The organism is Pseudoroseomonas sp. WGS1072, from assembly GCF_049340465.1.
Classification (GTDB): domain Bacteria; phylum Pseudomonadota; class Alphaproteobacteria; order Acetobacterales; family Acetobacteraceae; genus Pseudoroseomonas.
Genome location: NZ_JBMPSU010000001.1, coordinates 2,998,658 through 3,018,583, shown reverse-complemented (window position 1 = coordinate 3,018,583; position 19,926 = coordinate 2,998,658). Strand labels below are relative to the sequence as shown.

At 71.3% G+C, this 19,926-nt stretch carries 21 protein-coding genes and 2 tRNA genes; 6 read left to right on the top strand and 17 right to left on the bottom strand.

Annotated elements, in window-relative coordinates; genetic code table 11:
* The 5 genes from ACF3NH_RS14165 to ACF3NH_RS14145 form a co-directional block, all read right to left on the bottom strand.
* Positions 1-888: a branched-chain amino acid ABC transporter permease gene (locus ACF3NH_RS14165; protein WP_198367875.1), complete on the bottom strand. Its 888-nt coding sequence runs from the start codon at positions 886-888 to the stop codon at positions 1-3.
* Positions 889-951: 63 nt separating this feature from the next.
* Positions 952-2,205 carry an ABC transporter substrate-binding protein gene (locus ACF3NH_RS14160; protein ID WP_198367876.1) on the bottom strand — a complete coding sequence of 418 codons (1,254 nt, stop codon included), beginning with the start codon at positions 2,203-2,205 and terminating at the stop codon, positions 952-954.
* Between the two features lie 125 nt (positions 2,206-2,330).
* Entirely contained in the window at positions 2,331-3,035 is a 705-nt protein-coding gene (locus ACF3NH_RS14155) for an ABC transporter ATP-binding protein (protein ID WP_198367877.1), read from the bottom strand.
* Positions 3,028-3,804, bottom strand: coding sequence for an ABC transporter ATP-binding protein (locus ACF3NH_RS14150; RefSeq protein WP_198367878.1), 777 nt, complete (start codon positions 3,802-3,804; stop codon positions 3,028-3,030). Before ACF3NH_RS14150 ends, ACF3NH_RS14155 begins: the two co-directional genes overlap by 8 nt.
* Positions 3,805-3,933: 129 nt before the next feature.
* Positions 3,934-4,389, bottom strand: coding sequence for an RrF2 family transcriptional regulator (locus ACF3NH_RS14145; RefSeq protein WP_422923672.1), 456 nt, complete (start codon positions 4,387-4,389; stop codon positions 3,934-3,936).
* 46 nt (positions 4,390-4,435) lie between these two features.
* On the opposite strand from ACF3NH_RS14145, the gene cysK reads away from it, so the two are divergent.
* Both cysK and ACF3NH_RS14135 read left to right on the top strand, forming a co-directional pair.
* A complete protein-coding gene (gene cysK, locus ACF3NH_RS14140) occupies positions 4,436-5,425 on the top strand; it encodes a cysteine synthase A (protein ID WP_198367880.1) in 990 nt (329 codons plus the stop codon).
* Positions 5,426-5,510: 85 nt separating this feature from the next.
* A complete protein-coding gene (locus tag ACF3NH_RS14135; RefSeq protein ID WP_198367881.1) occupies positions 5,511-6,986 on the top strand; it encodes a methyl-accepting chemotaxis protein in 1,476 nt (491 codons plus the stop codon).
* Positions 6,987-7,031: 45 nt separating this feature from the next.
* Here the strand turns inward: ACF3NH_RS14135 and ACF3NH_RS14130 are convergent.
* The 8 genes from ACF3NH_RS14130 to ACF3NH_RS14095 all read right to left on the bottom strand — a co-directional run bounded on the left by ACF3NH_RS14130 (position 7,032) and on the right by ACF3NH_RS14095 (position 13,539).
* A tRNA-Pro gene (locus ACF3NH_RS14130) sits at positions 7,032-7,108 on the bottom strand.
* Between the two features lie 79 nt (positions 7,109-7,187).
* Positions 7,188-7,613 carry a MerR family transcriptional regulator gene (locus ACF3NH_RS14125; protein WP_198367882.1) on the bottom strand — a complete coding sequence of 142 codons (426 nt, stop codon included), beginning with the start codon at positions 7,611-7,613 and terminating at the stop codon, positions 7,188-7,190.
* 55 nt (positions 7,614-7,668) lie between these two features.
* Positions 7,669-7,980, bottom strand: coding sequence for an integration host factor subunit alpha (locus ACF3NH_RS14120; RefSeq protein ID WP_198367883.1), 312 nt, complete (start codon positions 7,978-7,980; stop codon positions 7,669-7,671).
* Positions 7,981-8,150: 170 nt separating this feature from the next.
* A complete protein-coding gene (locus ACF3NH_RS14115) occupies positions 8,151-8,714 on the bottom strand; it encodes a GNAT family N-acetyltransferase (protein ID WP_198367884.1) in 564 nt (187 codons plus the stop codon).
* 34 nt (positions 8,715-8,748) lie between these two features.
* The gene (locus ACF3NH_RS14110; protein WP_422923668.1) at positions 8,749-10,059 is read right to left on the bottom strand and encodes an RsmB/NOP family class I SAM-dependent RNA methyltransferase; all 1,311 of its coding nucleotides are present in this window, start codon (positions 10,057-10,059) and stop codon (positions 8,749-8,751) included.
* Positions 10,060-10,068: 9 nt separating this feature from the next.
* Complete coding sequence (guaB, locus tag ACF3NH_RS14105; protein ID WP_198367886.1) at positions 10,069-11,592, bottom strand: IMP dehydrogenase; 1,524 nt, start codon at positions 11,590-11,592, stop codon at positions 10,069-10,071.
* Positions 11,593-11,746: 154 nt separating this feature from the next.
* Positions 11,747-12,430 (bottom strand): RlmE family RNA methyltransferase, encoded by a 684-nt coding sequence (locus ACF3NH_RS14100; protein WP_422923665.1) that lies wholly within the window; start codon positions 12,428-12,430, stop codon positions 11,747-11,749.
* A gap of 29 nt (positions 12,431-12,459) precedes the next feature.
* Positions 12,460-13,539 (bottom strand): Ppx/GppA phosphatase family protein, encoded by a 1,080-nt coding sequence (locus ACF3NH_RS14095; RefSeq protein ID WP_422923663.1) that lies wholly within the window; start codon positions 13,537-13,539, stop codon positions 12,460-12,462.
* 191 nt (positions 13,540-13,730) lie between these two features.
* Between ACF3NH_RS14095 and ACF3NH_RS14090 the strand changes: the two genes are divergently transcribed.
* Positions 13,731-13,804, top strand: a tRNA-Gln gene (locus ACF3NH_RS14090).
* A gap of 39 nt (positions 13,805-13,843) precedes the next feature.
* Here ACF3NH_RS14090 and ACF3NH_RS14085 read toward each other — a convergent pair.
* Genes ACF3NH_RS14085 through ACF3NH_RS14075 form a run of 3 tightly spaced genes read right to left on the bottom strand, consistent with a single transcriptional unit; the run spans position 13,844 to position 16,583 of the window.
* On the bottom strand, positions 13,844-14,215 hold the full coding sequence (locus ACF3NH_RS14085) for an AtuA-related protein (RefSeq protein ID WP_422923661.1): 372 nt from the start codon (positions 14,213-14,215) through the stop codon (positions 13,844-13,846).
* On the bottom strand, positions 14,212-15,597 hold the full coding sequence (locus ACF3NH_RS14080) for an acyclic terpene utilization AtuA family protein (RefSeq protein WP_422923659.1): 1,386 nt from the start codon (positions 15,595-15,597) through the stop codon (positions 14,212-14,214). Before ACF3NH_RS14080 ends, ACF3NH_RS14085 begins: the two co-directional genes overlap by 4 nt.
* 5 nt (positions 15,598-15,602) lie before the next feature.
* Positions 15,603-16,583 (bottom strand): Bug family tripartite tricarboxylate transporter substrate binding protein, encoded by a 981-nt coding sequence (locus tag ACF3NH_RS14075; RefSeq protein ID WP_422923657.1) that lies wholly within the window; start codon positions 16,581-16,583, stop codon positions 15,603-15,605.
* Between the two features lie 396 nt (positions 16,584-16,979).
* On the opposite strand from ACF3NH_RS14075, the gene ACF3NH_RS14070 reads away from it, so the two are divergent.
* Positions 16,980-17,252: a hypothetical protein gene (locus ACF3NH_RS14070; protein ID WP_422923655.1), complete on the top strand. Its 273-nt coding sequence runs from the start codon at positions 16,980-16,982 to the stop codon at positions 17,250-17,252.
* 100 nt (positions 17,253-17,352) lie between these two features.
* On the opposite strand, the gene ACF3NH_RS14065 is transcribed toward ACF3NH_RS14070, so the two are convergent.
* Entirely contained in the window at positions 17,353-18,378 is a 1,026-nt protein-coding gene (locus ACF3NH_RS14065) for a hypothetical protein (protein ID WP_422923653.1), read from the bottom strand.
* Between the two features lie 190 nt (positions 18,379-18,568).
* Between ACF3NH_RS14065 and ACF3NH_RS14060 the strand changes: the two genes are divergently transcribed.
* Positions 18,569-19,240, top strand: a complete 672-nt coding sequence (locus ACF3NH_RS14060; protein WP_422923651.1) for an amino acid ABC transporter permease — start codon at positions 18,569-18,571, stop codon at positions 19,238-19,240.
* 10 nt (positions 19,241-19,250) lie between these two features.
* Positions 19,251-19,901, top strand: coding sequence for an amino acid ABC transporter permease (locus ACF3NH_RS14055; protein WP_198367895.1), 651 nt, complete (start codon positions 19,251-19,253; stop codon positions 19,899-19,901).
* The last annotated feature ends 25 nt before the right edge of the window (positions 19,902-19,926 follow it).

The window sequence follows — 19,926 nt, the reverse complement described above, 5'->3', positions numbered from 1 at the left end:
TCAGGCCCTCCCGAACAGGCCGGCCGGCCGCGCCAGCAGCACGATGGCCATGATGACGAAGATTACGGTGGAGGAGGCCTCGGGATAGAAGACCTTGGTGAGCCCCTCGACCAGGCCGAGGCCGAAGCCGGTCAGCACCGAGCCCAGGATCGAGCCCATGCCCCCGATCACCACCACGGCGAAGACGACGATGATGAGGTTCGAGCCCATCTGCGGATTGACCGAGTAGATCGGCGCCGCCAGCACGCCGGCGAAGGCGGCGAGCGCCACGCCCGCAGCATAGGTCAGCGTGACCATCCGCGGCACGTTGACACCGAAGGCCTGGACCAGCGCGGCATTCTCGGTCGCCGCGCGCAGATAGGCGCCGAGCCGCGTCTTCTCGATCACCAGCCAGGTGGCGAGGCTCAGGACCAGCGCCGCGGCGACGACCCAGAGGCGGTACTTCGGCAGGAACATGAAGCCGAGATCGACCGGCGGGCCGGCGAGCGAGGCGGGCGGCGAATAGGGCAGGCCGGAGGAGCCGAACTCGTTGCGGAAGATCCCCTCGATGATCAGCGCCAGGCCGAAGGTCAGCAGCAGGCCGTAGAGATGATCGAGCTTGTAGAGCCGGCTGATCATCGTCTTCTCCAGCAGCACGCCGAAGGCGCCGACGATCAGCGGCGAGAGGATCAGCGCCGGCCAGTAGCCGATGCCGAACCAGTTGAGCAGCATCCAGGCGACGAAGGCACCCATCATGAACTGGGCGCCGTGCGCGAAATTGATGACGTTCAGCATGCCGAAGATGACGGCGAGGCCGAGCGAGAGCAGCGCGTAGAAGGCGCCGTTCACCAGCCCGAGCACGACCTGCGGCAAGCCGAGTTCGAGTTGGAACAGGAGATCTTCGAACACCGGTGGGCTTCCTGGGCGAGAAGAGAGCGGGATGGCCGGCCGCGCGGGCGCCCGGCCGCAGGATCAGCTACGGACCAGCGGGCAGCTGCCCTCTGCGAGGGGGCGGAAGGCCTCCTCGGCCTCCGTCGTCTGCAGCAGCTTGTAGTAGTCCCAGGGGCCGCGGGATTCCTCGGGGGTCTTGACCTCGAAGAGATAGGCCGGGTGCAGCTTGCGCCCGTCCTCGCGGATGCGGCCCTTGCCGAAGGCGTCGTCATCCGTCGGCATGGCCTTCATCCGCGCGACCACATCGGTGCCGCTGGCCTTGGCCGCCGGGGCGCCCATGTCGGCCACGGCCTTGAGGTAGTGCAGCACCGAGGCGTAGCAGCCGGCATGCGACATGGCCGGGTAGTTGCCGGCGAGGCTCCCGCGAACGCGTTCGGTGAAGGCGCGGGTGCGGTCGTTGAGGTCCCAGTAGAAGCTCTCGGTGCAGACCAGCCCCTGCGCCGCCTTCAGGCCGAGGCTGTGCACATCGTTGATGAACATCAGCAGCACGGCGATCTTGGTGCCGCGCCGGGTGACGCCGAACTCCGCCGCCTGCTTGACACTGTTGATGGTGTCGGTGCCGGCATTGGCGAGGCCGATCACCTTGGCCCGGCTCTGCTGCGCCTGAAGCAGATAGGAGGAGAAATCGGTCGATTGCAGCGGATGCCGCACGGAGCCCAGCACCTTGCCGCCCGCGGCCTGGATGAAGCCGGTGGTGTTGCGCTCGAGGTCGTGGCCGAAGGCGTAGTCGGCGGTGATGAAGAACCAGCTGTCGGCGCCGGTCTTGACCATGGCGCCGCCCGTGGACCGCGCCAGCATGTAGGTGTCGTAGGTCCAGTGGACGGTGTTCGGGCTGCACTGGCGCCCGGTCAGCTCGGTCGTGCCGCCGGTGGAATTCAGATAGACCTTGTTCTTCTCGCGGACGATGCCGTTGACCGCCAGCGCCACCGCCGAATTCGGCACGTCGACGATGACATCGACGCCGTCCCGGTCGATCCACTGGCGCACGATGGTCGAGCCGACATCGGCCTTGTTCTGGTGGTCCGCCTGCACGACCTCGACCGTGACGCCCTTGGCGGCGATGCCGCTGTCCTGGATGGCCTGGCGGACGCAGGCCGTCGAGGTGGGGCCCGACACCTCGCGGTAGACGCCGGACTGATCGTTCAGCACGCCGATCTTCAGCGTCGTCGGCTGCGCCCGGGCGGGGCGGGGCATGGCGGCCAGCCCGGCGCCGAGGCCGGGCAACAGCGCGGCCGCGGCGGCGGTCTTGAGCAGGCTGCGGCGGTCTTGTGTCATCGGACTCTCCCTTTTTTTCCCCTGTTGAGACCCGCGGGGCGGGTGGCATGGGGCATCTCCGGCCCGTCAGGCACGGCATCGTCCATACTTCTGGTGGCGGGAACCTCTGCCCCGGCGCCGGGCACTCAGACGCCGAGATACTCGTGCAGACGGTCCATGGACGAGGCGAGCTCGGCATTGCTGACGGCGTCCACGACCCGGCCATGCTCCATGACGTAGTGGCGGTCGGCCACGGTCTGGGCGAAGCGGAAGTTCTGCTCCACCAGCAGCACCGTGAAGCCGCGCTGCTTGATCTCGCGGATGGTGCGGCCGATCTGCTGCACGATGACCGGGGCGAGGCCCTCGGTCGGCTCGTCCAGCATCAGCAGCCGCGCGCCGGTGCGGAGGATCCGCGCGATCGCCAGCATCTGCTGCTCGCCGCCGGACAGCTTCGTGCCCGGGCTGCGGGCCCGCTCCTTCAGGTTGGGAAAGAGCGTGTAGATCGCCTCGAGATCCATCCCCCCCGGCCGGACCACCGGCGGCAGCAGGAGGTTCTCGGTCACGTCGAGGCTGGCGAAGATGCCGCGCTCCTCGGGGCAGAGCGCGATTCCGGCGCGGGCGATCCGGTCGCTGCGCGCGTCGATCATCTCCCGGCCCTCGAAGCGCACGCTGCCGCTGCGCCGGCCGACCAGCCCCATGATGGACCGTAGCGTGGTGGTCTTGCCGGCGCCGTTGCGGCCGAGCAGCGTGACCACCTCGCCCTCGCGCACCTCGATGCCGACACCGTGCAGGATGTGGCTCTCGCCATACCAGGCCTGCAGGTTCTCGACCTTCAGCAACGGATCAGCCATGCGCCTGTCCTCCCGAGATGCCGGGATCGGCGCCGAGATAGGCGGCGATGACCTCCGGGTTGCGCGAAACCTCGGCATAGCCTCCCTCGGCCAGGACGCGGCCGCGGGTCAGCACGGTGATGGTGTCGCACAGCCCTTCCACGACCTTGAGGTTGTGCTCCACCATCAGCACGGTGCGCCCCTCCGCCACCCGCTTCACCAGGGCGACGATGCGGTCCACGTCCTCGGCCGTCATGCCGGCGGTGGGTTCGTCGAGCAGCATCATCACCGGGTCGAGGGCCAGGGTGGTGGCGATCTCGAGCGCGCGCTTGCGGCCGTAGGGAAGCTGGCCGGCGGTCAGGTGGGCATAGCCGGACAGGCCGACATCCTCCAGCAGCTCGCGCGCCCGGGCGTCGTAGCGCCGCAGGACGGCATCCGACCGCCAGAAGTCGAAGCTGGCCCCCCGCTCGCGCTGCAGGGCGACGCGAACGTTCTCGAGCACGGTCAGGTGCGGGAAGACCGCCGAGATCTGGAAGCTCCGCACCAGGCCGAGCCGGGCCACATCGGCCGGCTTCAGGCTGGTGATGTCCCGGCCGTCGAAGCGGATGGCCCCGTGGGTCGGCGGCAGGAACTTCGTGAGCAGGTTGAAGCAGGTGGTCTTGCCGGCACCGTTGGGGCCGATCAGGCCATGGATGCTGCCGCGCCTGACCTTCAGCGAAACATCGCTGACGGCCTTGAAGCCAAGGAACTCCTTGGACAGGCCTGTCGTCTCCAGGATGGTTTCGTGCACCCGAGGCTCTCTCCGCTTTCTCGTCCGTTCCGTGGATCAATTTCGATCCTGTTGCTGCGGAGCATGACGAGGCCTTGGCGGCAGCGCAAGAAAAGCTTGGGGAGCCGGAAGGCCTTCTCCCGGGCGGACCTAGATGGCGAAATTGAGCGCCTCGGGGGTTGGGCGGCGCAGGCCGGCCGCGGCGGCCCGTCGCAGCAGCTCCGCCACGCTGAGCCGCGACAGCTCCTCCATCACCGCGCCCTCCAGCTCGGTCCAGAGCGGCAGCATGACCCGGGCCTGCAGCGGCGAGGTCGGCGCCGCCTCCGGCTCCGGCGTTCCGTCCGGCGCCAGCACGGCGGCCACGACATCGGCGAGGGTGATGTCGCGGGCGGCGCGGCCCAGCCGGTAGCCGCCCTTCGGCCCGCGCGTGCTGCCCAGGATGCCGGCGCGGGACAGGGCCTGCAGCACCGGCTCGATGCCGCGCCGCGCCTCGCTCAACCGGTCGGCGATGTCGCCGGCGGGCACCGTGCTGCCCCGGCCCGCGTGAAATGCAACGTCCAATACGATGGAGACAGCCGTCATCGCCCGATCTCGCCGCAGCAGCATCGAATCACCCCTGAACCACGCTTCCGATCCGTGATATAATCCGCTTATGCCCGAAGGAAACACCCTCCCTGGCACCGGCGCCGCAACCTCGCCGAAGCCGGGCCGCATCTATGACAGCATCCTCGACACCATCGGCCAGACGCCGCTGGTCCGCCTGCCCCGCCTCGAGGCGGCGCGGGGGCTGCGCGCGCGGCTGGCGATGAAGCTGGAATTCTTCAATCCGCTGGGCTCGGTGAAGGACCGGATCGGCCTCGCCATGGTGGAGCAGGCCGAGAGGGACGGGTTGATCCGGCCGGGCGAATCCGTGCTGGTCGAGCCGACCTCCGGCAATACAGGCATCGCCCTCGGCTTTGTCGCCGCCGCGCGCGGCTATCGGCTGATCGTCACCATGCCGGACGGGGCGAGTGTGGAGCGGCGCAAGATGCTGCGCCTGCTGGGGGCCGAGGTGGAGCTAACCCCGGCCGGCCAGGGCATGACCGGCGCCATCGCCCGTGCCGAGGCCATCGTCGCGGGCACGCCGCAGGCCTGGATGCCGCGGCAGTTCGACAATCCGGCCAACCCCGCCATCCATGCCGCGACCACGGCGGAGGAGATCTGGGCCGACACCGCGGGCGAGGTGGACGCGGTGGTGGGCGGGGTCGGCACCGGCGGCACCCTGACCGGCATCAGCCGCCAGCTGAAGCCGCGACGGCCGGCGCTGCGCGTCATCGGCGTCGAGCCGGCCGAATCCGCCGTCCTCTCGGGCGACGATCCCGGCCCGCACGAGATCCAGGGCATCGGCGCCGGCTTCCGCCCGGCCGTGCTCGACCTGGCGCAGATCGACACGGTGCGCCGCGTCACCGAGCGCGAGAGCTTCGCCGCGGCGCGGCTCTGCGCCCGCACCGAGGGACTGCCCATCGGCATTTCCTCCGGCGCGGTGCTGCACGCCATGCTGGAACTCGCCGAGGCGCCCGAGATGGAGGGACGGCTGATCGTGGGCATCGCCGCGTCCTTCGCCGAGCGCTACCTGTCGACGGATCTGTTTTCCGGCCTGTGACCGGGGGCCGCGAAGTCCTTCCTTAACCCGTGCGGGTCCATACCAGGGGCATCGGGAGTTAGCCCCCTACGAAGGATCCGCTACGATGTTCCGGTCCCGTCAGCACAAGGGCGATCATCTGCGGCTCATGGCCCTCGACGCCCTTGAGCAGAATGTCATGGTTGCCGATCGGGATCTCAGGATCCTCCATATCAACCCGGCGCTGAAGGCCCTCCTGTCCCGGGCCGAGGCCGAACTCCGCGAGGCGCTTCCGGCCTTCGCCCTGGACCGGCTGGTCGGCAGCAGTATCGACGTCTTCCACAGGAATCCGGCGCATCAGCGCCAGCTGCTGGGCCAGTTGCGGCAGCGCCACCGCGCGACGATCAGCGTGGCCTCCTGGCGCTTCGACCTCATCGTCTCGCCGCTTCCGGGTGGCGAGGCCAATGCCGGCTATGTCGTCGAATGGGCCGATGCGTCCATCCGCCTGCAGAACCTCGACTACCGCGGCCAGCTCGAGGCCATCCGGCGCTCGCAATGCGTGGTGGAGCTGTCCCTGGACGGCACGGTGGTGGACGCCAACGAGAACTACCTCGCGCTGGTCGGCTACCGGCTGGAGGAGATCCGGGGCAAGCCGCACCGCCTGCTGGTCGATCCCTCGGAGAGCGCCGGCCCCGCCTACGCCGCCCTCTGGGATGCGCTGCGCGCGGGCCGCCCCCAGGCCGGCCAGTTCCGCCGCATCGGCGCAGGCGACCGGGACATCTGGATCAACGGCGCCTACAACCCGATCCTGGACGAGGCCGGAAAGCCCACGAAGGTAGTCAAGTTCGCCAGTGACATCAGCGCCCAGCGCCAGTTGCTGGGCCGGCTGAAGACGCTGATCGAGCAGAACTTCCAGGAGGTGGAGGAGGCGATCCGCCGCGGCAACGGCGAGGCCGGCTCGGCGGGGCAGGCCGCCGGCCAGACCTTCGGCAATGTCCAGATGGTGGCGGCCAGCGCGGAGCAGCTCGCCGCCTCGATCGCCGGGATCGCGCGCAGCATGAGCCAGTCCCGCCAGGCGGCGGAGAACGCGCATGACCAGACCGTCGCGGTCAGCCGCAGCACGGAGGCGATGGCCAGCGCCTCGCAGGCCATGAACGGGATCGTCGGGTTGATCCGCGACATCGCGGGGCAGATCAACCTGCTGGCACTGAACGCGACGATCGAGGCGGCCAGGGCCGGCGAGGCCGGCAAGGGCTTCGCGGTGGTCGCGAGCGAGGTCAAGAACCTGGCCAATCAGGCCGCACGCGCCACCGAGCAGATCAGCCGGGAAATCGATTCCATCCAGGGAACGGCGCAGGACGTGGCGGCGACCATCGGCACCATCCGCGACTCGGTCGGCCTGGTCCGGGAATCCGTCGCCGTCACCGCCTCGGCGGTGGAGGAGCAGAACGCGGTCACCCGCGATGTGTCGGACAACATTCGCCAGGCCTCGGAAGCGGTGGCGATGGTGGCCGGCAATATCCGCGCGATCGATACGGCGGTGGCCGATGCGGCCCGGGCCGCCAGCATCGCGAGGACAGCGGCCCGTGATCTGGTCGCCTGACGGCGGCGGCAGGCCGGATCCTGATGTGGTCGGGATGGCGGGGAATGGTCGGAACGGCGGGATTTGAACCCACGACCCCTTGTCCCCCAGACAAGTGCGCTACCAGGCTGCGCTACGTTCCGTTGCGGCGGGGCATAGCATCGGCGCCCCGCTGCCTCAAGCCTCGCCGCCGGGGAAAAATGGCGTCGGGCCCTGCTGCCCTCAGCGAGGCGGCGTGGCCAGGGTCCGCAACTCCTCCGCCAGGCCTTCCAGCTCGGCCAGGATCGATCGCAGGCCCGGCGCGGCGGAGTCCCCCGGCCCCTCGCCCTCGGGCAGGTCGGCCTCGGGCAGATCGCTCCCGGCATCCCGCAGGAGGCGCTGCACGCCCTTGATCGTGTAGCCCTGCGTGTAGAGCAGATCGCCGATCCGGCGCAGCAGCGCGATATCCTCGGGACGATAGTAACGGCGGCCCCCGCCGCGCTTCAGCGGCTTGAGCTGCGGGAACTTGGTCTCCCAGAACCGCAGGACATGCTGCGGGATCTGCAGATCCTCGGCCACCTCGCTGATGGTGCGGAAAGCCGTGGGCGCCTTACGCAGGCGGCCCGGCGTGTCGGCATCCTCGCGCATCGGCGTCACCCCATCGTTCATCGCTGGCATTCCTCAGCGCTTCGGCGCGGCCAGGGGCCGGCGGGGCGAAGCGGGATCAGGACTCGTCAATCGCGGACACGGTCTCGCCGTTCAGGCGGGCCCTCAACACCTGGCTTGGCCGGAAGGACAACACGCGGCGCGGCATGATCGGCACCTCGACCCCGGTCTTCGGGTTGCGGCCCACGCGCATGCCCTTCTGCCGCACCGAGAAGGTCCCGAAGGCCGAGATCTTCACGGCCTTCCCCCCCTCCAGGGCGGCGGAGATGCGCTCCAGCACGTCCTCGAGCAGGGCGGCGCTTTCGTTTCGCGACAAACCGACCTGCGCATAGATGGCCTCGGCCAGTTGCGCGCGCGTGATCGTGTTCATGGTCAGGCGCGGCCCATGGCGGTGAGACTCCTCGCAACCCCTTCTTCTTGCAAGAGAACCGGCAGCGAGGCCCAGCGTCAACCATGACGGAGGGTGTGGCGCAAAAGCTTCAAAGGAGTGATGCGGATATGCCACAGGCCCACTCGGCCGGACCGGCGCCGCCCCCAGGCCTAAGCTCGGTCGGCACGGGCCGTGGCGGCGAGAAGAAGCTCGATCGGGTCCCAGAGCATGGCCGTCCGGCGCACCGATCGGCCGGCGAAGTGGATTTCGTCCGCGCCGACGTTGCGGCCGCCCAGATGGCGGTAGAACCAGCGCGAGGGATTCTCGCTGAGAACCCACAGCATGGCCGAGCCGCAGCCGATGGCGGAAAGATGGGCGGCCGTCGCGCGCATCAGGCGCCGCCCCAGCCCGAGGTCGCGCCAGTCATCGAGGACGTAGAGCAACTCGATCTCGCCCTGTGCCAGCCCGGGGTGCCGGCAGCGGCCGCCGAGCGCGAAGCCGACGACGGCCGGCGCGCTCCCCGTCTCGGCCGGCGTCGCGACCGCCACGAACATCGCCTCCCCATCGCGCCGCTCGACCAGCGCCCGCTGATAGAAGGGCAGGATGCGCTGCACGGAGAGCGTGGCGAGGTAGGTGTCCGGCAGGAGCCCCGGATAGGAGGTGCGCCAGGTGGCGACGTGCACGGCGGCGATGGCGGCGGCATCGGCCGGGCGGGCACGGCGGATGTTGATCATCCCGCTTGCCTCCTCTCCTATCGGCGATGCCTCGTCAGGCCTGGCGCTGCAGGACGGCGGCGAAGAAGCCGTCCGTGCCGTGGCTGTGAGGGGCCAGCTCCATCCAGAGCCCCTCGCAGGGCGGCGGCCCCGCCTCCGGCATGGCCTCGCGCCACGCCTCGGCGAGCGGCACCGCCACGAAACCCGCATGGCGGGAGAGGAACTCCTGCACCTGCATCCCATCCTCCTCCGGGAGAACCGAGCAGGTAGCGTAGACCAGCCTGCCGCCGGGGCGAACCAGTTCGGCAGCCGTATCGAGGATCGCGCGCTGCTTCGTGATCAGTTCCCCGAGATCGCGCGACGTGGTCCGCGTGCGCGCGTCGGGGTTGCGGCGCCAGGTGCCGGCACCGGTGCAGGGAGCATCCACCAGCACACGGTCGAACTGGCCGGCGCGGCGCCGGGCCCAGCGATCGCCCGGCGCCAGGAGGTGCCGTTCGGCATTGTCGACCCCGGCGCGGCGCAGGCGGCGCGCGGCGCCCTCCAGCCGGGTGGCCGAGACGTCGCAGGCGGTGATGCGGCCACGATTGCCCATCATCGCCGCCACCGCCAGCGTCTTGCCCGCGGCGCCGGCGCAGTAGTCGGCGACGCGCATGCCGGGCCTCGCGCCGGTCAGCAGGGCGATGAGCTGGCTGCCCTCGTCCTGGATCTCGATCAGGCCCTCGGTGAAGGCCTTGCTGGCCAGAATCGGGCGGCGGTCCGGCACGCGCAGGCCCCAGGGCGACCAGGGCATCGGCTCGGCCGGTATGCCCTCGGCGGCGAGTGCCGCCCTCGCCTCCTCCCGCGTGCCGCGCAGCAGGTTGGCGCGCAGGTCGAGCGGCGCGGCTTCGTCCATCGCCGCCGCCGCCGCCGGCAGCTCGTCGCCGAAGCGCGCGCGGTAGCCCGGCAGGGCCCAATCGGGCAGGTTGTGGCGCGGGCCCTCCGGCATCTCCGGGTCGATGAGGGGGTGGCCGTCCAGGGCTTCGATGACACTCATCTCGCCCGGATCGGGCGGCCCGGCGTGGAAGCGGCCGCCGGGGAAGGCCTGCAGCACGCCCTGGCGGTCCCAGCGCTCCACCAGCAGCAGATAGGCCATGACCAGCAGGCGGGGCGTGGCCGGCATGCCGCCGGCGGCGAGATGCCAGTCCAGCCGCAGGCGCTGGCGCAGCACACCCCAGGCGCGCTCGGCCACGGACCGGCGGTCGCCGCTGCCGATGTAGCGGCGTTCCCGGAAGAAGGCATTGGCGGTGGCGTCCGCCGGGCGGCGTGGCGCGGCCGCCACCTCTCCCAGCAAGGCCACCGTGGCGGCGATCCGCGCTGCGGGTGTCATGCGCGGGGATCAGCCATCCTGGCGATAGTTCGGCGCCTCGCGCGTGATCGCCACGTCATGCACGTGGGATTCCCGCAGGCCGGCGCCGGTGATGCGGCGGAAGGTGCAGTTCTGCTGCATCTCGGCGATGGTGGCGTTGCCGGTATAGCCCATGGCGGACTTCAGGCCGCCCACCAGCTGATGGATGACATTGCCGACCGGGCCCTTGTAGCCGACGCGCCCCTCGATGCCCTCGGGCACGAGCTTGAGCTGATCCTGCACTTCGGCCTGGAAATAGCGGTCGGCCGAGCCGCGCGCCATGGCGCCGAGGCTGCCCATGCCGCGATAGGCCTTGTAGGAGCGGCCCTGGTAGAGGAACACCTCGCCCGGCGCCTCGTCCGTGCCGGCGAAGAGGCTGCCCATCATGACGCAATCGGCGCCGGCCGCGATGGCCTTGGCGAGATCGCCCGAGGAGCGCACGCCGCCATCGGCGATGGCGGGCACGCCCTTCTCGTGCGCGGCGGCGGAGGCTTCCATCACCGCGGTGAGCTGCGGCACGCCGACGCCGGCGACGATGCGGGTGGTGCAGATGGAGCCCGGGCCGATACCGATCTTGACCGCGTCGGCCCCGGCCTCCACCAGCGCCCGCGCCGCCTCGGGCGTCGCCACGTTGCCGGCGATGACCTGCACGCTGTTGGACAGGCGCTTGATCGTCTCGACCGCCTTCAGCACCCCGGCGGAATGGCCATGCGCGGTGTCGACGACGACGACATCCACCTCCGCCTCGACCAGCAGCTCGGCGCGGCGGAGGCCGTCCTCGCCGGTGCCGGTGGCCGCCGCGGCGCGCAGCCGGCCCATGGCGTCCTTGGCGGCGTTGGGATTGGCCTGGGCCTTGTCCATGTCCTTGACGGTGATCAGCCCGGTGCAGCGGTACTGGTCATCGACCACCAGCAGCTTCTCGATGCGATGCTTGTGCAGCAGTTCCCGCGCGCGGGCGGGCGAGACGTCGCTCGTCACCGTCACCAGGTTCTCCCGCGTCATCAGCTCGTAGACGCGGGTGCCGGGGTCGGTGGCGAAGCGCACGTCGCGATAGGTCAGGATACCGACGAGGCGCTTGCTCTCCCGCTCCACCACGGGGATGCCGCTGATATGGTGGGCGGCCATCAGCCCCTGGGCATCGGCCAGGGTCTGGTCCGGATGAATGGTGACCGGGTTCACCACCATGCCGCTCTCGAACTTCTTCACCTGGCGCACGGCGGCCGCCTGCTCCTCGGGGGAGAGGTTCTTGTGGATCACGCCGATGCCGCCGGCCTGCGCCATGGCGATGGCCATCGGCCCTTCCGTGACCGTGTCCATGGCGGCGGAGATCACCGGCATGTTCAGCGAGATGTCCCGGGTCAGCCGGGTGCGGACATCGGCGTGGCTGGGCAGGACGGTGGAATAGGCCGGCACCAGCAGGACATCGTCGAAGGCATAGGCCTCCGCGATCAGGGTGCGGCGCGGCGCGGCGCCGCCTTGAGCGGGGCCGTTGGTCGTGGTCGTTTCGGATGCCATGGCGGAGCCTTTCGCAGAACTCTGAGGCGCGTTCCGCAGCCTTGGCGCGTCCCCCTAGACCAGAATCGCGCCCCGCTGCAAGCGCGGCGCGCCCGTCGCCGGTGCGGCCCTGCCCTGCGCCGGGGCATGGCCGCGCCGGAGGCCGGCCTTCTTCTTAGCCCCCGCCGGCGCCGCGGAAGCCCTGGGCCACCACATACATCTCGGCGCTGTCCTTCCGGCTGGCCGGCGGCTTGGCGTGCCGCACCGTGGCGAAGTCCCGCTTCATGCGGTTCAGCAACTCCCGCTCGGTGCCGCCCTGGAAGACCTTGGCGACAAAGGCGCCGCCGGGCGTCAGCACCTTCCCGGCGAAGTCCAGCGCCAGCTCGATCAGGCCGAGGATGCGCAGGTGATCGGTGGCATTGTGGCCGGTGGTGTTGGGCGCCATGTCGGACAGCACCAGATCGGCCGGCCCGTCCAGCGCCTCCAGCACGCGCTGCTCCACCTCCGCCTCCTGGAAGTCGCCCTGCAGCAGGATGGCGCCGGCGATCTCGTCCATCGGCAGCAGGTCGAGGCCCACCACCTTGCCGCCCTCCCCCACCCTCTGCACCGCGACCTGCGTCCAGCCGCCCGGCGCGGCGCCGAGGTCCACCACACGCTGCCCCGGATGGAACAGCCGGTACTTCTCATCCAGCTCCAGGATCTTGAACGCGGCCCGGGACCGCCATCCGGCCGCCTTGGCGGCGCGGACATAGGGGTCGTTCAACTGCCGCTCCAGCCAGCGCTGGCTGGCGGTGCTGCGGCCCTTGGCTGTGCGCAGGCGGGTGGTCAGGCCACGGGCGCCCTCGGTCGGCGACTTCACGGTATGTCCAGTCCTTGGAACGACGGGGATCAGGAGGCCGGGTATGCCGCCGGCCTGAAAGGATGGGCCTGTGCCGCCACGCGGCGCGAGGGGAGACGCTCCTGCCGCATCATGCGCAGCAGCATGCCTTCCCGCAGGCCGCGATCGGCCACGGTGACGCAGGAGGAGGGCCAGATCCTGCGGATGGCGGCATAGATGGCGCAGCCGGGCAGGACGTAATCCGCCCGTTCCGGCCCGACGCAGGGATGCTCGCGCAGGCCGTCCCGCCCGAGCATGAAGAGGTCCCGCAACGCCTGATCGGCCTCCTGGATATCGAGCACGCGCCCGTCGATCAGGGGCCGGGAATAGCGCGGCAGGGACAGCGCGACGCCGGCCAGGGTGGTGACGGTGCCGCTGGTGCCCATCAGCCGCACGCCGCCGGCGCGCATTTCCTGGCCGATGCAATGCACCCGGTCGAAGCGGGCGAGCTCGGCCGCCACCTCCACCACCACCCGGTCGAAGCCCTCCGGCGTGTAGCAGCAGAGGCCGGCGCGCTCGGCCAGGGTGACGACGCCGATCGGCAGCGAGACATAGCCGATCAGCTCGGGCAGGCCGTTCGGAGCGCCACGGATCCAGGCGATCTCGGTGCTGCCACCGCCGATGTCGAAAAGCAGCGCCCGCCGATCCTGCGCGCGCAGCAAGGGCGCGCAGGATTCCATCGCCAGCTCGGCCTCCTCCCGCGCCGAGATGACGCGGATGGGCAGGCCGGTGGTCTCGCGGGCGCGGGCCACGAAGGCGGCGCCATTCGCGGCTTGGCGGCAGGCCTCGGTGGTGACGGCGAGCAACCGCCGCAGCGGCCGGCGCAGCAGCTTCTGCGCGCAGGCCTGCAGGGCGGCCAGGGCCCGCTCCATCGCGCCCTCGGAGAGGCGACCCTGCTGCGCCAGCCCCTCACCCAGCCGGACGACCCGGCTGTAGCTGTCGAGCACCCGGAAGGAGCCCGCGGGGGTCGGCGTCGCCACCAGCAGCCGGCAATTGTTGGTGCCGAGATCCAGGGCGGCGAAGACACCCCCGGCGGTACCACAGGAGGGGCGGGTCGAGGCGACGGCAGGATTGGCTATGAGATCTGGCATGGTGTTCGGGGCTTCCCTGGCGCCGCCATGGCGGCAGCGCCCGGGCCAGCTGCCCCATGATCCGGCGAGCCGGCCCCGGGGGCAAGCGATTTTGCTCCCCGCCGCGAAACACGCGCCCACACGACTTGATCCGTCCGGACGGCAATGCTAAGTGCCCCGCCACGCCGCCGGACCCGCTCCGACGGACCCGTTGGGGAATAGTTTAACGGTAGAACTCCCGACTCTGACTCGGGCAGTCTTGGTTCGAATCCAGGTTCCCCAGCCAAACTCCACCCCGTTCCGGCTTACACCACCTCGCCCCTGCTCATGAGGGGCCGGGCCGGGAGACTTCCCCTCCGCCCAGGGCCTCCTCCGGCACCTCGACCGTCAGGCCCAGCAGCCGGAAGGAGAGCGTCTTGCCGTGCCCGTCCAGGTTCAGGGCCCCGTTGACGCCGCCCTGCAGAACGTCGTCGATCACGAAATTGCATCCGCCGAGGCGCGGCAGGTCGTAGCGCCGCACGCGGGTCGCGCCCCGATGCGCGAAGAGCGCCAGGATCCTGGCCTCGTCCAGCTGCGGCGCCAGCACCGGCCACAGCGCCGGATCATAGGCGAAGACCGCCACGTTGAGACGATTGCCCTTGTCCCCCGCCCGCGCATGCGCGACGCGGTGCAGCGGCACCTCCACCCGCCGGCTCATGCCACATCCTCCAGCCCGAGAAACGACACCCGTGGCCGGACCCGCTCGCGCGGCACCATGAAGGACAGGGTGCGGATGCGGTCCACCACGCGGGTCCTGGCACCGCCGCCGCCCGCCGGCCCGCAGCACAGGAGGGAGAGCACCTCGCGCGCCGCGCGCTCCGCGGCCTCGCGCGTTTCGGTGGCGACGGCGAGGCGCAGCCGGACATCCTCCGGCACATCCTTGGGCGCCAGGGCCGCAGCCTCACGCAGCAGGCCGGCATCCCCGTCCAGAACGCTGACCACACCGATCAGGTCGACGCGCACGCGCCCCTCGATGCCAAGCAGCGCCAGCCGGTCGCGCAGGGTCCGGCCGGCCAGGGCGGCGCGGACGCGGGCATGGGGCCCCGCATAGGAGATCTCGCCCTCGCCCAGCCAGCCGCCCGGCAGGCTGACCGTGGCCTTGAGCCGCTCCGGCCGCGGCCCGCCCCGCGCGCCGCTGACCCGGACCCGGTCGCGGCCCTCCTCGGCCAGGTCCACCGCCGTCACGTCCAGCGTGACATCGGGGGTGAGATAGGCGGCGGGGTCGTGCAGTTCGTAGAGCAGCTGCTCCTTCACGGTGCGCAGATCGACCAGCCCGCCACTGCCCGGCGGCTTGGTGATGACGAAGCCGCCATCCTCCCGCATCTCGGCGATGGGGAAGCCGATCCGGTGCGGCTCCGGCACCTCCTTCAGACCGGGATCGGCGAAGTATCCGCCGGTGACCTGGCTGCCGCATTCCAGCAGGTGGCCGCAGGCGGTCCCGGCGGCGAGGCGCGGCCAGTCGTCCTCGGCCCAGCCGAAATGCGCCAGCATCGGACCGAGCGCCAGCGCCGGATCGGCGGCGCGGCCGGTGATCACCACCTGCGCGCCGCCGCGCAACGCCTCGGCGATCGGGGCCGCGCCCAGATAGACATTGGCGGCGATGACCGCCGACGGGTCCAGCACCGCCCCCTCGTCGCCTTCCCAGGGCTCCAGGTCATCCAGCGCATCGGTGCCGCGCAGGTCGTCGCCCTCGACGATACCGACCCGCAACGCCCCCAGGCCCAGCTCGCGGCCGAGGCGCAGCACCGCGCGCGCGGCGCCGGCCGGATTGGCCGCGCCGCCATTGGTGACGATGGGAATGCCATGCGCCACGCAGTCGCGCAGGACAGGCCGCAACAGCGCCTCCAGGGCCGGCTCGTAGCCGCCCTCCGGATTGTGCCGCCGGTCGCGCTGGGCCAGGGCCAGGGTGCGCTCGCCCAGGACCTCCAGCATCAGCGCCGCGGGTCCGCCGGCCGCCACCAGCGCCGCCACCACCGGCACCGGCGCGTCCAGCCGGTCGCCCGAGAAGCCTGAGCCGCAGCCGATCCTCAGCATCTCCATGGCGCTCAATCCGCCCGCGCGCCGGAGATGCGCACCACCTCGGCCCATTTGGCGATGTCGGCGCGCAGGAAGGGCACGAAGTCGTCGGGCGGCAGGCCGACCGGCTCCAGCCCCTGCTCCACCAGGCGCGGACGGACCTCGGGCGAGGCCAGCGCAGCCTGCAGCGCGGCGAAGATGCGGTCGCGCACCGGGCCGGGCAGGCCGGCAGGCGCGAAGAGACCGTGCCAGGCGCTGACGTCGAAATCCTCGACCCCCTGCTCCATCGCGGTCGGCACATGCGGCGTCCATTCCAGCCGCTTCGCCGAGGTGGCGGCCAGGGCGCGCAGCGTGCCGTCCCGCACGAAGGGCAGCACCGCCGTCACCTGATAGATGGTCATCGGCACGTTGCCGGCGATGACATCGGTCACCGCCTGCGCGCCGGAGCGGTAGGGCACGTGCTCGAGCGGCGCGCCGCTGCGCAGCTTCAGCAGCTCTCCGGCCAGGTGCGAGGAGGTGCCGTTCCCGGCCGAGGCGTAGCTGACGCCGCGCTGCGTCCGCGCCCAGGCGAGGAACTCCGGCAGGGTCCTGGCCGGGACCGAGGGATTCACGACCAGCAGGTTCGGGGCCATCGTCACCAGCGAGATCGGCGTGAAGTCCCGCAGGACGTCGTAGGGGATCGAGGGCATCAGCGACATGTTCACCGAATGCGAGGCGATGCTGCCCATGCAGAGCGTGTAGCCATCCGGCGCGGACTTCGCGACCGCGTCGCTGCCCACCACCCCGCCGGCCCCGGCCCGGTTCTCCACCACCACCGGCTGGCCGAGGCCGCGCGACATCTGCGGCGAGACCAGGCGGGTCATGATGTCGGTGCTGGTGCCGGCGCCGAAGGGCACGACCATGCGGATGGTCCGGGCCGGCCATTCCGCCTGGGCGTCGGCCCGTCCGGGCAGCAGGGCCACCGCGGTCGCGCCAAGCAGCAGCCGGCGCGTGCCGATGATCCGTCGCATCGCGATCCTCCCGTTTTGCCACGCCGGAAGTCTCGGCGGGACTTCAGACATGCCAAGCGGCCGGTCATCGTACAATGGAAATGATCCGATCCTTCCCCAGACCGTCCCCATGCAAGCCGGTCCGCGCCGCCAAGGCGCTGGCCCGCCTGACCCCGGAGCCGGGGATGGCGCGGCGGGTCCTGCTGCCGCCGGCCGCTCACTCTCCCCGGCGGCCGAGGCCTTCGCCATGGCACTCCGCGCGGCCGCCCGGAAGGCCCGGCCCGCGGACCCTTAACAGGTTGGAATCCTGCGCGTAGAACCCCGGCCACCCCTGATGGCGGCAGGCCGCCGGGCCGCCGCGAACCGGATCGATGAGCTTGCCATGCCGAGACTGACAACGCGGAGCGACCGTCCCCGATGAGTGGCAAGGCCCAGGCCCGTTCCACCACGCCGCGCCGCCGCGCCGCTTCCGCCAAGTCGCCGGCGAAGGCGCCACGCCGCGCCGCCGGGACCGAGAAGGCCGCACAGCCCGCCAAGGCGGGCCGGCGCAAGCCGGCAGCGGCCAGGCCACCCGCCAGGCCGCCGGGCGGCGGTCTGCGGCGGCAGGTCGCTGACTACCTGCTGGGCGTGCTGATGCTGGGCGCGGCGACCTGGGGGCTGATGTCCTTCCTCGGCGTGTCGCCGTTCTGATCGCCCGGCCGGATGGCTCCGCCGCTGTTCAGCCGGACGGCTCCGCGGTTGTTCAGCCGGGCGGCTCCGCCGTCGTCTAGCTGGGCGGCTCCGCCGTCGTCTAGCTGGGCGGCTCCGCCGCGGTCGCCAGTTCCCGCAGCAGGCCGGGCTGCCCCACGCCGGAGCGCTGGAAGATCACGCCGGTCCCGTCCAGCAGGCCGCCGCGCAGCCGCAGGAAGGGCAGGCCCTGCGGGATCAGCCCCTCGACCCGGAGCGACTCCGCCCCCAGCACGCCGGCCAGTCCGCGCAGCGTATCGCCGCCGCTGACCAGCAGCGTGGCGGGCGGCGGCAGGCGGCGCAGCAGCGCGCCGAAGGCCAGCTCGGCGCGCCGCGCCGCCTCGCCAGGCGAGGTCGTGGCCGCCAGGTTCAGGCGCAGGAAGGCGGCGCCGTGCCGCTCCAGGCGCCGCTGCACGCGTTCCGGCTTCTCGTTGTCGGCCAGCGTCATGGACATGGGCGAGGCCTCGGCGAACTGCGCCGTGCTCATCGGATGCAGGGCGCCGAGCAGGCCGAGCAGCGGCAGGACGGGGCGGACCGGGCAAGGCGGAAGGTCGGCCAGGGCGGCGGCCAGCGCGAGGCCGCCGGACCACAGCACCGGTCCCTCGATCGCGCGCCCGGCGGCCACCACCTGCTGCAGCTCCGCGGCGTCCCTGACCAGCCAGAGGCTGGCGCCCTCCGGCACCGGATCGCCCGGCATGGCCAGGGCGGCGGGCAGCCCGGCACCGGCCAGGGCGTCGCGCAGCCCCGCCACGGCCTGAAGGCCCGGCCCGGCATCCGGCACCAGGATGACGCGCCGGAACGGGCCGCTGCCGAACAGCGCCGCGATCTCCGCCGCCGGACTGCCGCGCAGCCGCGCGTCCAGGACGTGGAAGGCCAGCTCGCCCTCCGCCAGGGTCGGCGCCCAGGCCCGGAAGCGGGCGGCGGCCAGATGCGGCGCGCGGTCCCGCGTGCGGGCGTCCAGTCCGGCGGCCTCGGGCAGGGCCGCGGTGCTCCAGCCGCAGCTCACCGGGCCGGCCGCGCCCGTGAACCGCGCGGCGGTTTCCAGGGTTCCGGCGAGGTCATCGGCCAGCAAGCGAATGCGCAGTGTCATGCCGAGCGGATTAGCGCCTCGCCCCCCCTTCCGCCAACAGCCGATGCGGCCGCCTTGCCAGCCGCCGCGTTCCGGTCCAGCCTCGGCGGCGGACCGGCTCCCCGAAGGCCGGCACGGGAACGGATCAGGAGGGACGGCCGATGCCAGGCCAGAGTCCAGGGGCGGCGGCCCCACGGCCAGAGGCGGCCGGATGACCTATGTCTTCGAGTTCGGTCAGGTCTTCGCCGCCTGGGACGAGCTGCTGGCCGGCGCGCTGCGCACCCTCTGGCTCTCCGCCGCCTCGATGGCCATCGGCCTGGTGCTGGCCATCCTCGGCGCGCTCGGCAAGACCAGCGGCCCCACCTGGCTGCGCTGGCTGCTCGACGCCTATATCGAGCTGATCCGCAACACCCCCTTCCTGATCCAGATCTTCCTGGTCTTCTTCGGCCTGCCGGCCATCGGCCTGCGACTGGAGGCCGACCAGGCCGCGCTGCTCGCGATGGTGATCAACGTCGCGGCCTACGGCATCGAGATCATCCGCGCCGGCATCGAGAGCATCGGCAAGGGGCAGATCGAGGCCGGACGGGCGCTCGGGCTGCATTCCCTGCAGATCTTCCGCCACATCATCCTCAAGCCGGCGCTGCAGGCGATCTACCCGGCGCTCACCAGCCAGTTCATCCTGCTGATGCTGAATTCCAGCGTCTGCTCGGCGATCGCGGCCAGCGAGCTGACCGCGGCGGCGAACGACATCCAGGCGCGCAACTTCCGCAGCTTCGAGGTCTATTTCGTCGTCACCGGCATGTACTTCGCCATGTCGCTGATCTTCTGGGGGATCTTCGCCGTGATCGAGCGCGCCTTCCTGCGCCGCCCGGCGACGCGCTGAGGCGGCGGGCATGCGCGAGTTCGGCCTCAACGAATTCTGGTTCATCCTCCTGGCGGTGCGCTGGACGCTGCTGCTCTCCGTCGCCGCCTTCCTCGGCGGCTGCCTCGGCGGCCTCGCCATCGCGCTGATGCGCACCAGCCACCTCGCCGCGCTGCGCTGGCTCGCCATCGGCTACATCAAGCTGTTCCAGGGCACGCCGCTGCTGATGCAGCTCTTCCTGGCCTTCTTCGTGCCCGGCATCTTCGGCTTCGACGTCGATCCCTGGGGGGCGGCGGTGCTGGGCCTCTCGCTGCATGCCAGCGCCTTCCTGGGCGAGATCTGGCGCGGCTGCATCGAAGTGGTGCCGCGCGGGCAATGGGAGGCCTCGGCCGCGCTCGGCCTGCGCTACTGGAACCAGATGCGGCACATCGTGCTGCCGCAGGCCTTCCGCATCGCCATCCCGCCGACCGTGGGCTTCCTGGTGCAGCTCATCAAGGCGACCTCGCTCGCCTCGATCATCGGCTTCGTCGAGCTGACCCGCGCGGCGCAGGTGATCAACAATGCCACCTTCGAGCCCTTCACCATCTTCGGGCTCGTGGCGCTGATCTACTTCCTGCTGTGCTGGCCGCTCTCGGCCTACAGCCGGCGCATGGAGAGGAAGCTCGCCGTGGCGACACGGTGAGCGGTACAACAGGGACAAGGAGACG

Bases quoted from the DNA above. Each gene is read 5' to 3' on its own strand.
- ACF3NH_RS14060 (WP_422923651.1), top strand. From the start codon at position 18,569: ATGACCTATGTCTTCGAGTTCGGTCAGGTCTTCGCCGCCTGGGACGAG.
- ACF3NH_RS14125 (WP_198367882.1), bottom strand. From the start codon at position 7,613: ATGAACGATGGGGTGACGCCGATGCGCGAGGATGCCGACACGCCGGGC.
- ACF3NH_RS14135 (WP_198367881.1), top strand. From the start codon at position 5,511: ATGTTCCGGTCCCGTCAGCACAAGGGCGATCATCTGCGGCTCATGGCC.
- guaB (WP_198367886.1), bottom strand. From the start codon at position 11,592: ATGGCATCCGAAACGACCACGACCAACGGCCCCGCTCAAGGCGGCGCC.
- ACF3NH_RS14110 (WP_422923668.1), bottom strand. From the start codon at position 10,059: ATGACACCCGCAGCGCGGATCGCCGCCACGGTGGCCTTGCTGGGAGAG.
- ACF3NH_RS14080 (WP_422923659.1), bottom strand. From the start codon at position 15,597: ATGGAGATGCTGAGGATCGGCTGCGGCTCAGGCTTCTCGGGCGACCGG.
- ACF3NH_RS14075 (WP_422923657.1), bottom strand. From the start codon at position 16,583: ATGCGACGGATCATCGGCACGCGCCGGCTGCTGCTTGGCGCGACCGCG.
- ACF3NH_RS14155 (WP_198367877.1), bottom strand. From the start codon at position 3,035: ATGGCTGATCCGTTGCTGAAGGTCGAGAACCTGCAGGCCTGGTATGGC.
- cysK (WP_198367880.1), top strand. From the start codon at position 4,436: ATGCCCGAAGGAAACACCCTCCCTGGCACCGGCGCCGCAACCTCGCCG.
- ACF3NH_RS14160 (WP_198367876.1), bottom strand. From the start codon at position 2,205: ATGACACAAGACCGCCGCAGCCTGCTCAAGACCGCCGCCGCGGCCGCG.
- ACF3NH_RS14145 (WP_422923672.1), bottom strand. From the start codon at position 4,389: ATGCTGCTGCGGCGAGATCGGGCGATGACGGCTGTCTCCATCGTATTG.
- ACF3NH_RS14095 (WP_422923663.1), bottom strand. From the start codon at position 13,539: ATGCCAGATCTCATAGCCAATCCTGCCGTCGCCTCGACCCGCCCCTCC.
- ACF3NH_RS14120 (WP_198367883.1), bottom strand. From the start codon at position 7,980: ATGAACACGATCACGCGCGCGCAACTGGCCGAGGCCATCTATGCGCAG.
- ACF3NH_RS14055 (WP_198367895.1), top strand. From the start codon at position 19,251: ATGCGCGAGTTCGGCCTCAACGAATTCTGGTTCATCCTCCTGGCGGTG.
- ACF3NH_RS14070 (WP_422923655.1), top strand. From the start codon at position 16,980: ATGAGTGGCAAGGCCCAGGCCCGTTCCACCACGCCGCGCCGCCGCGCC.
- ACF3NH_RS14085 (WP_422923661.1), bottom strand. From the start codon at position 14,215: ATGAGCCGGCGGGTGGAGGTGCCGCTGCACCGCGTCGCGCATGCGCGG.
- ACF3NH_RS14065 (WP_422923653.1), bottom strand. From the start codon at position 18,378: ATGACACTGCGCATTCGCTTGCTGGCCGATGACCTCGCCGGAACCCTG.
- ACF3NH_RS14115 (WP_198367884.1), bottom strand. From the start codon at position 8,714: ATGATCAACATCCGCCGTGCCCGCCCGGCCGATGCCGCCGCCATCGCC.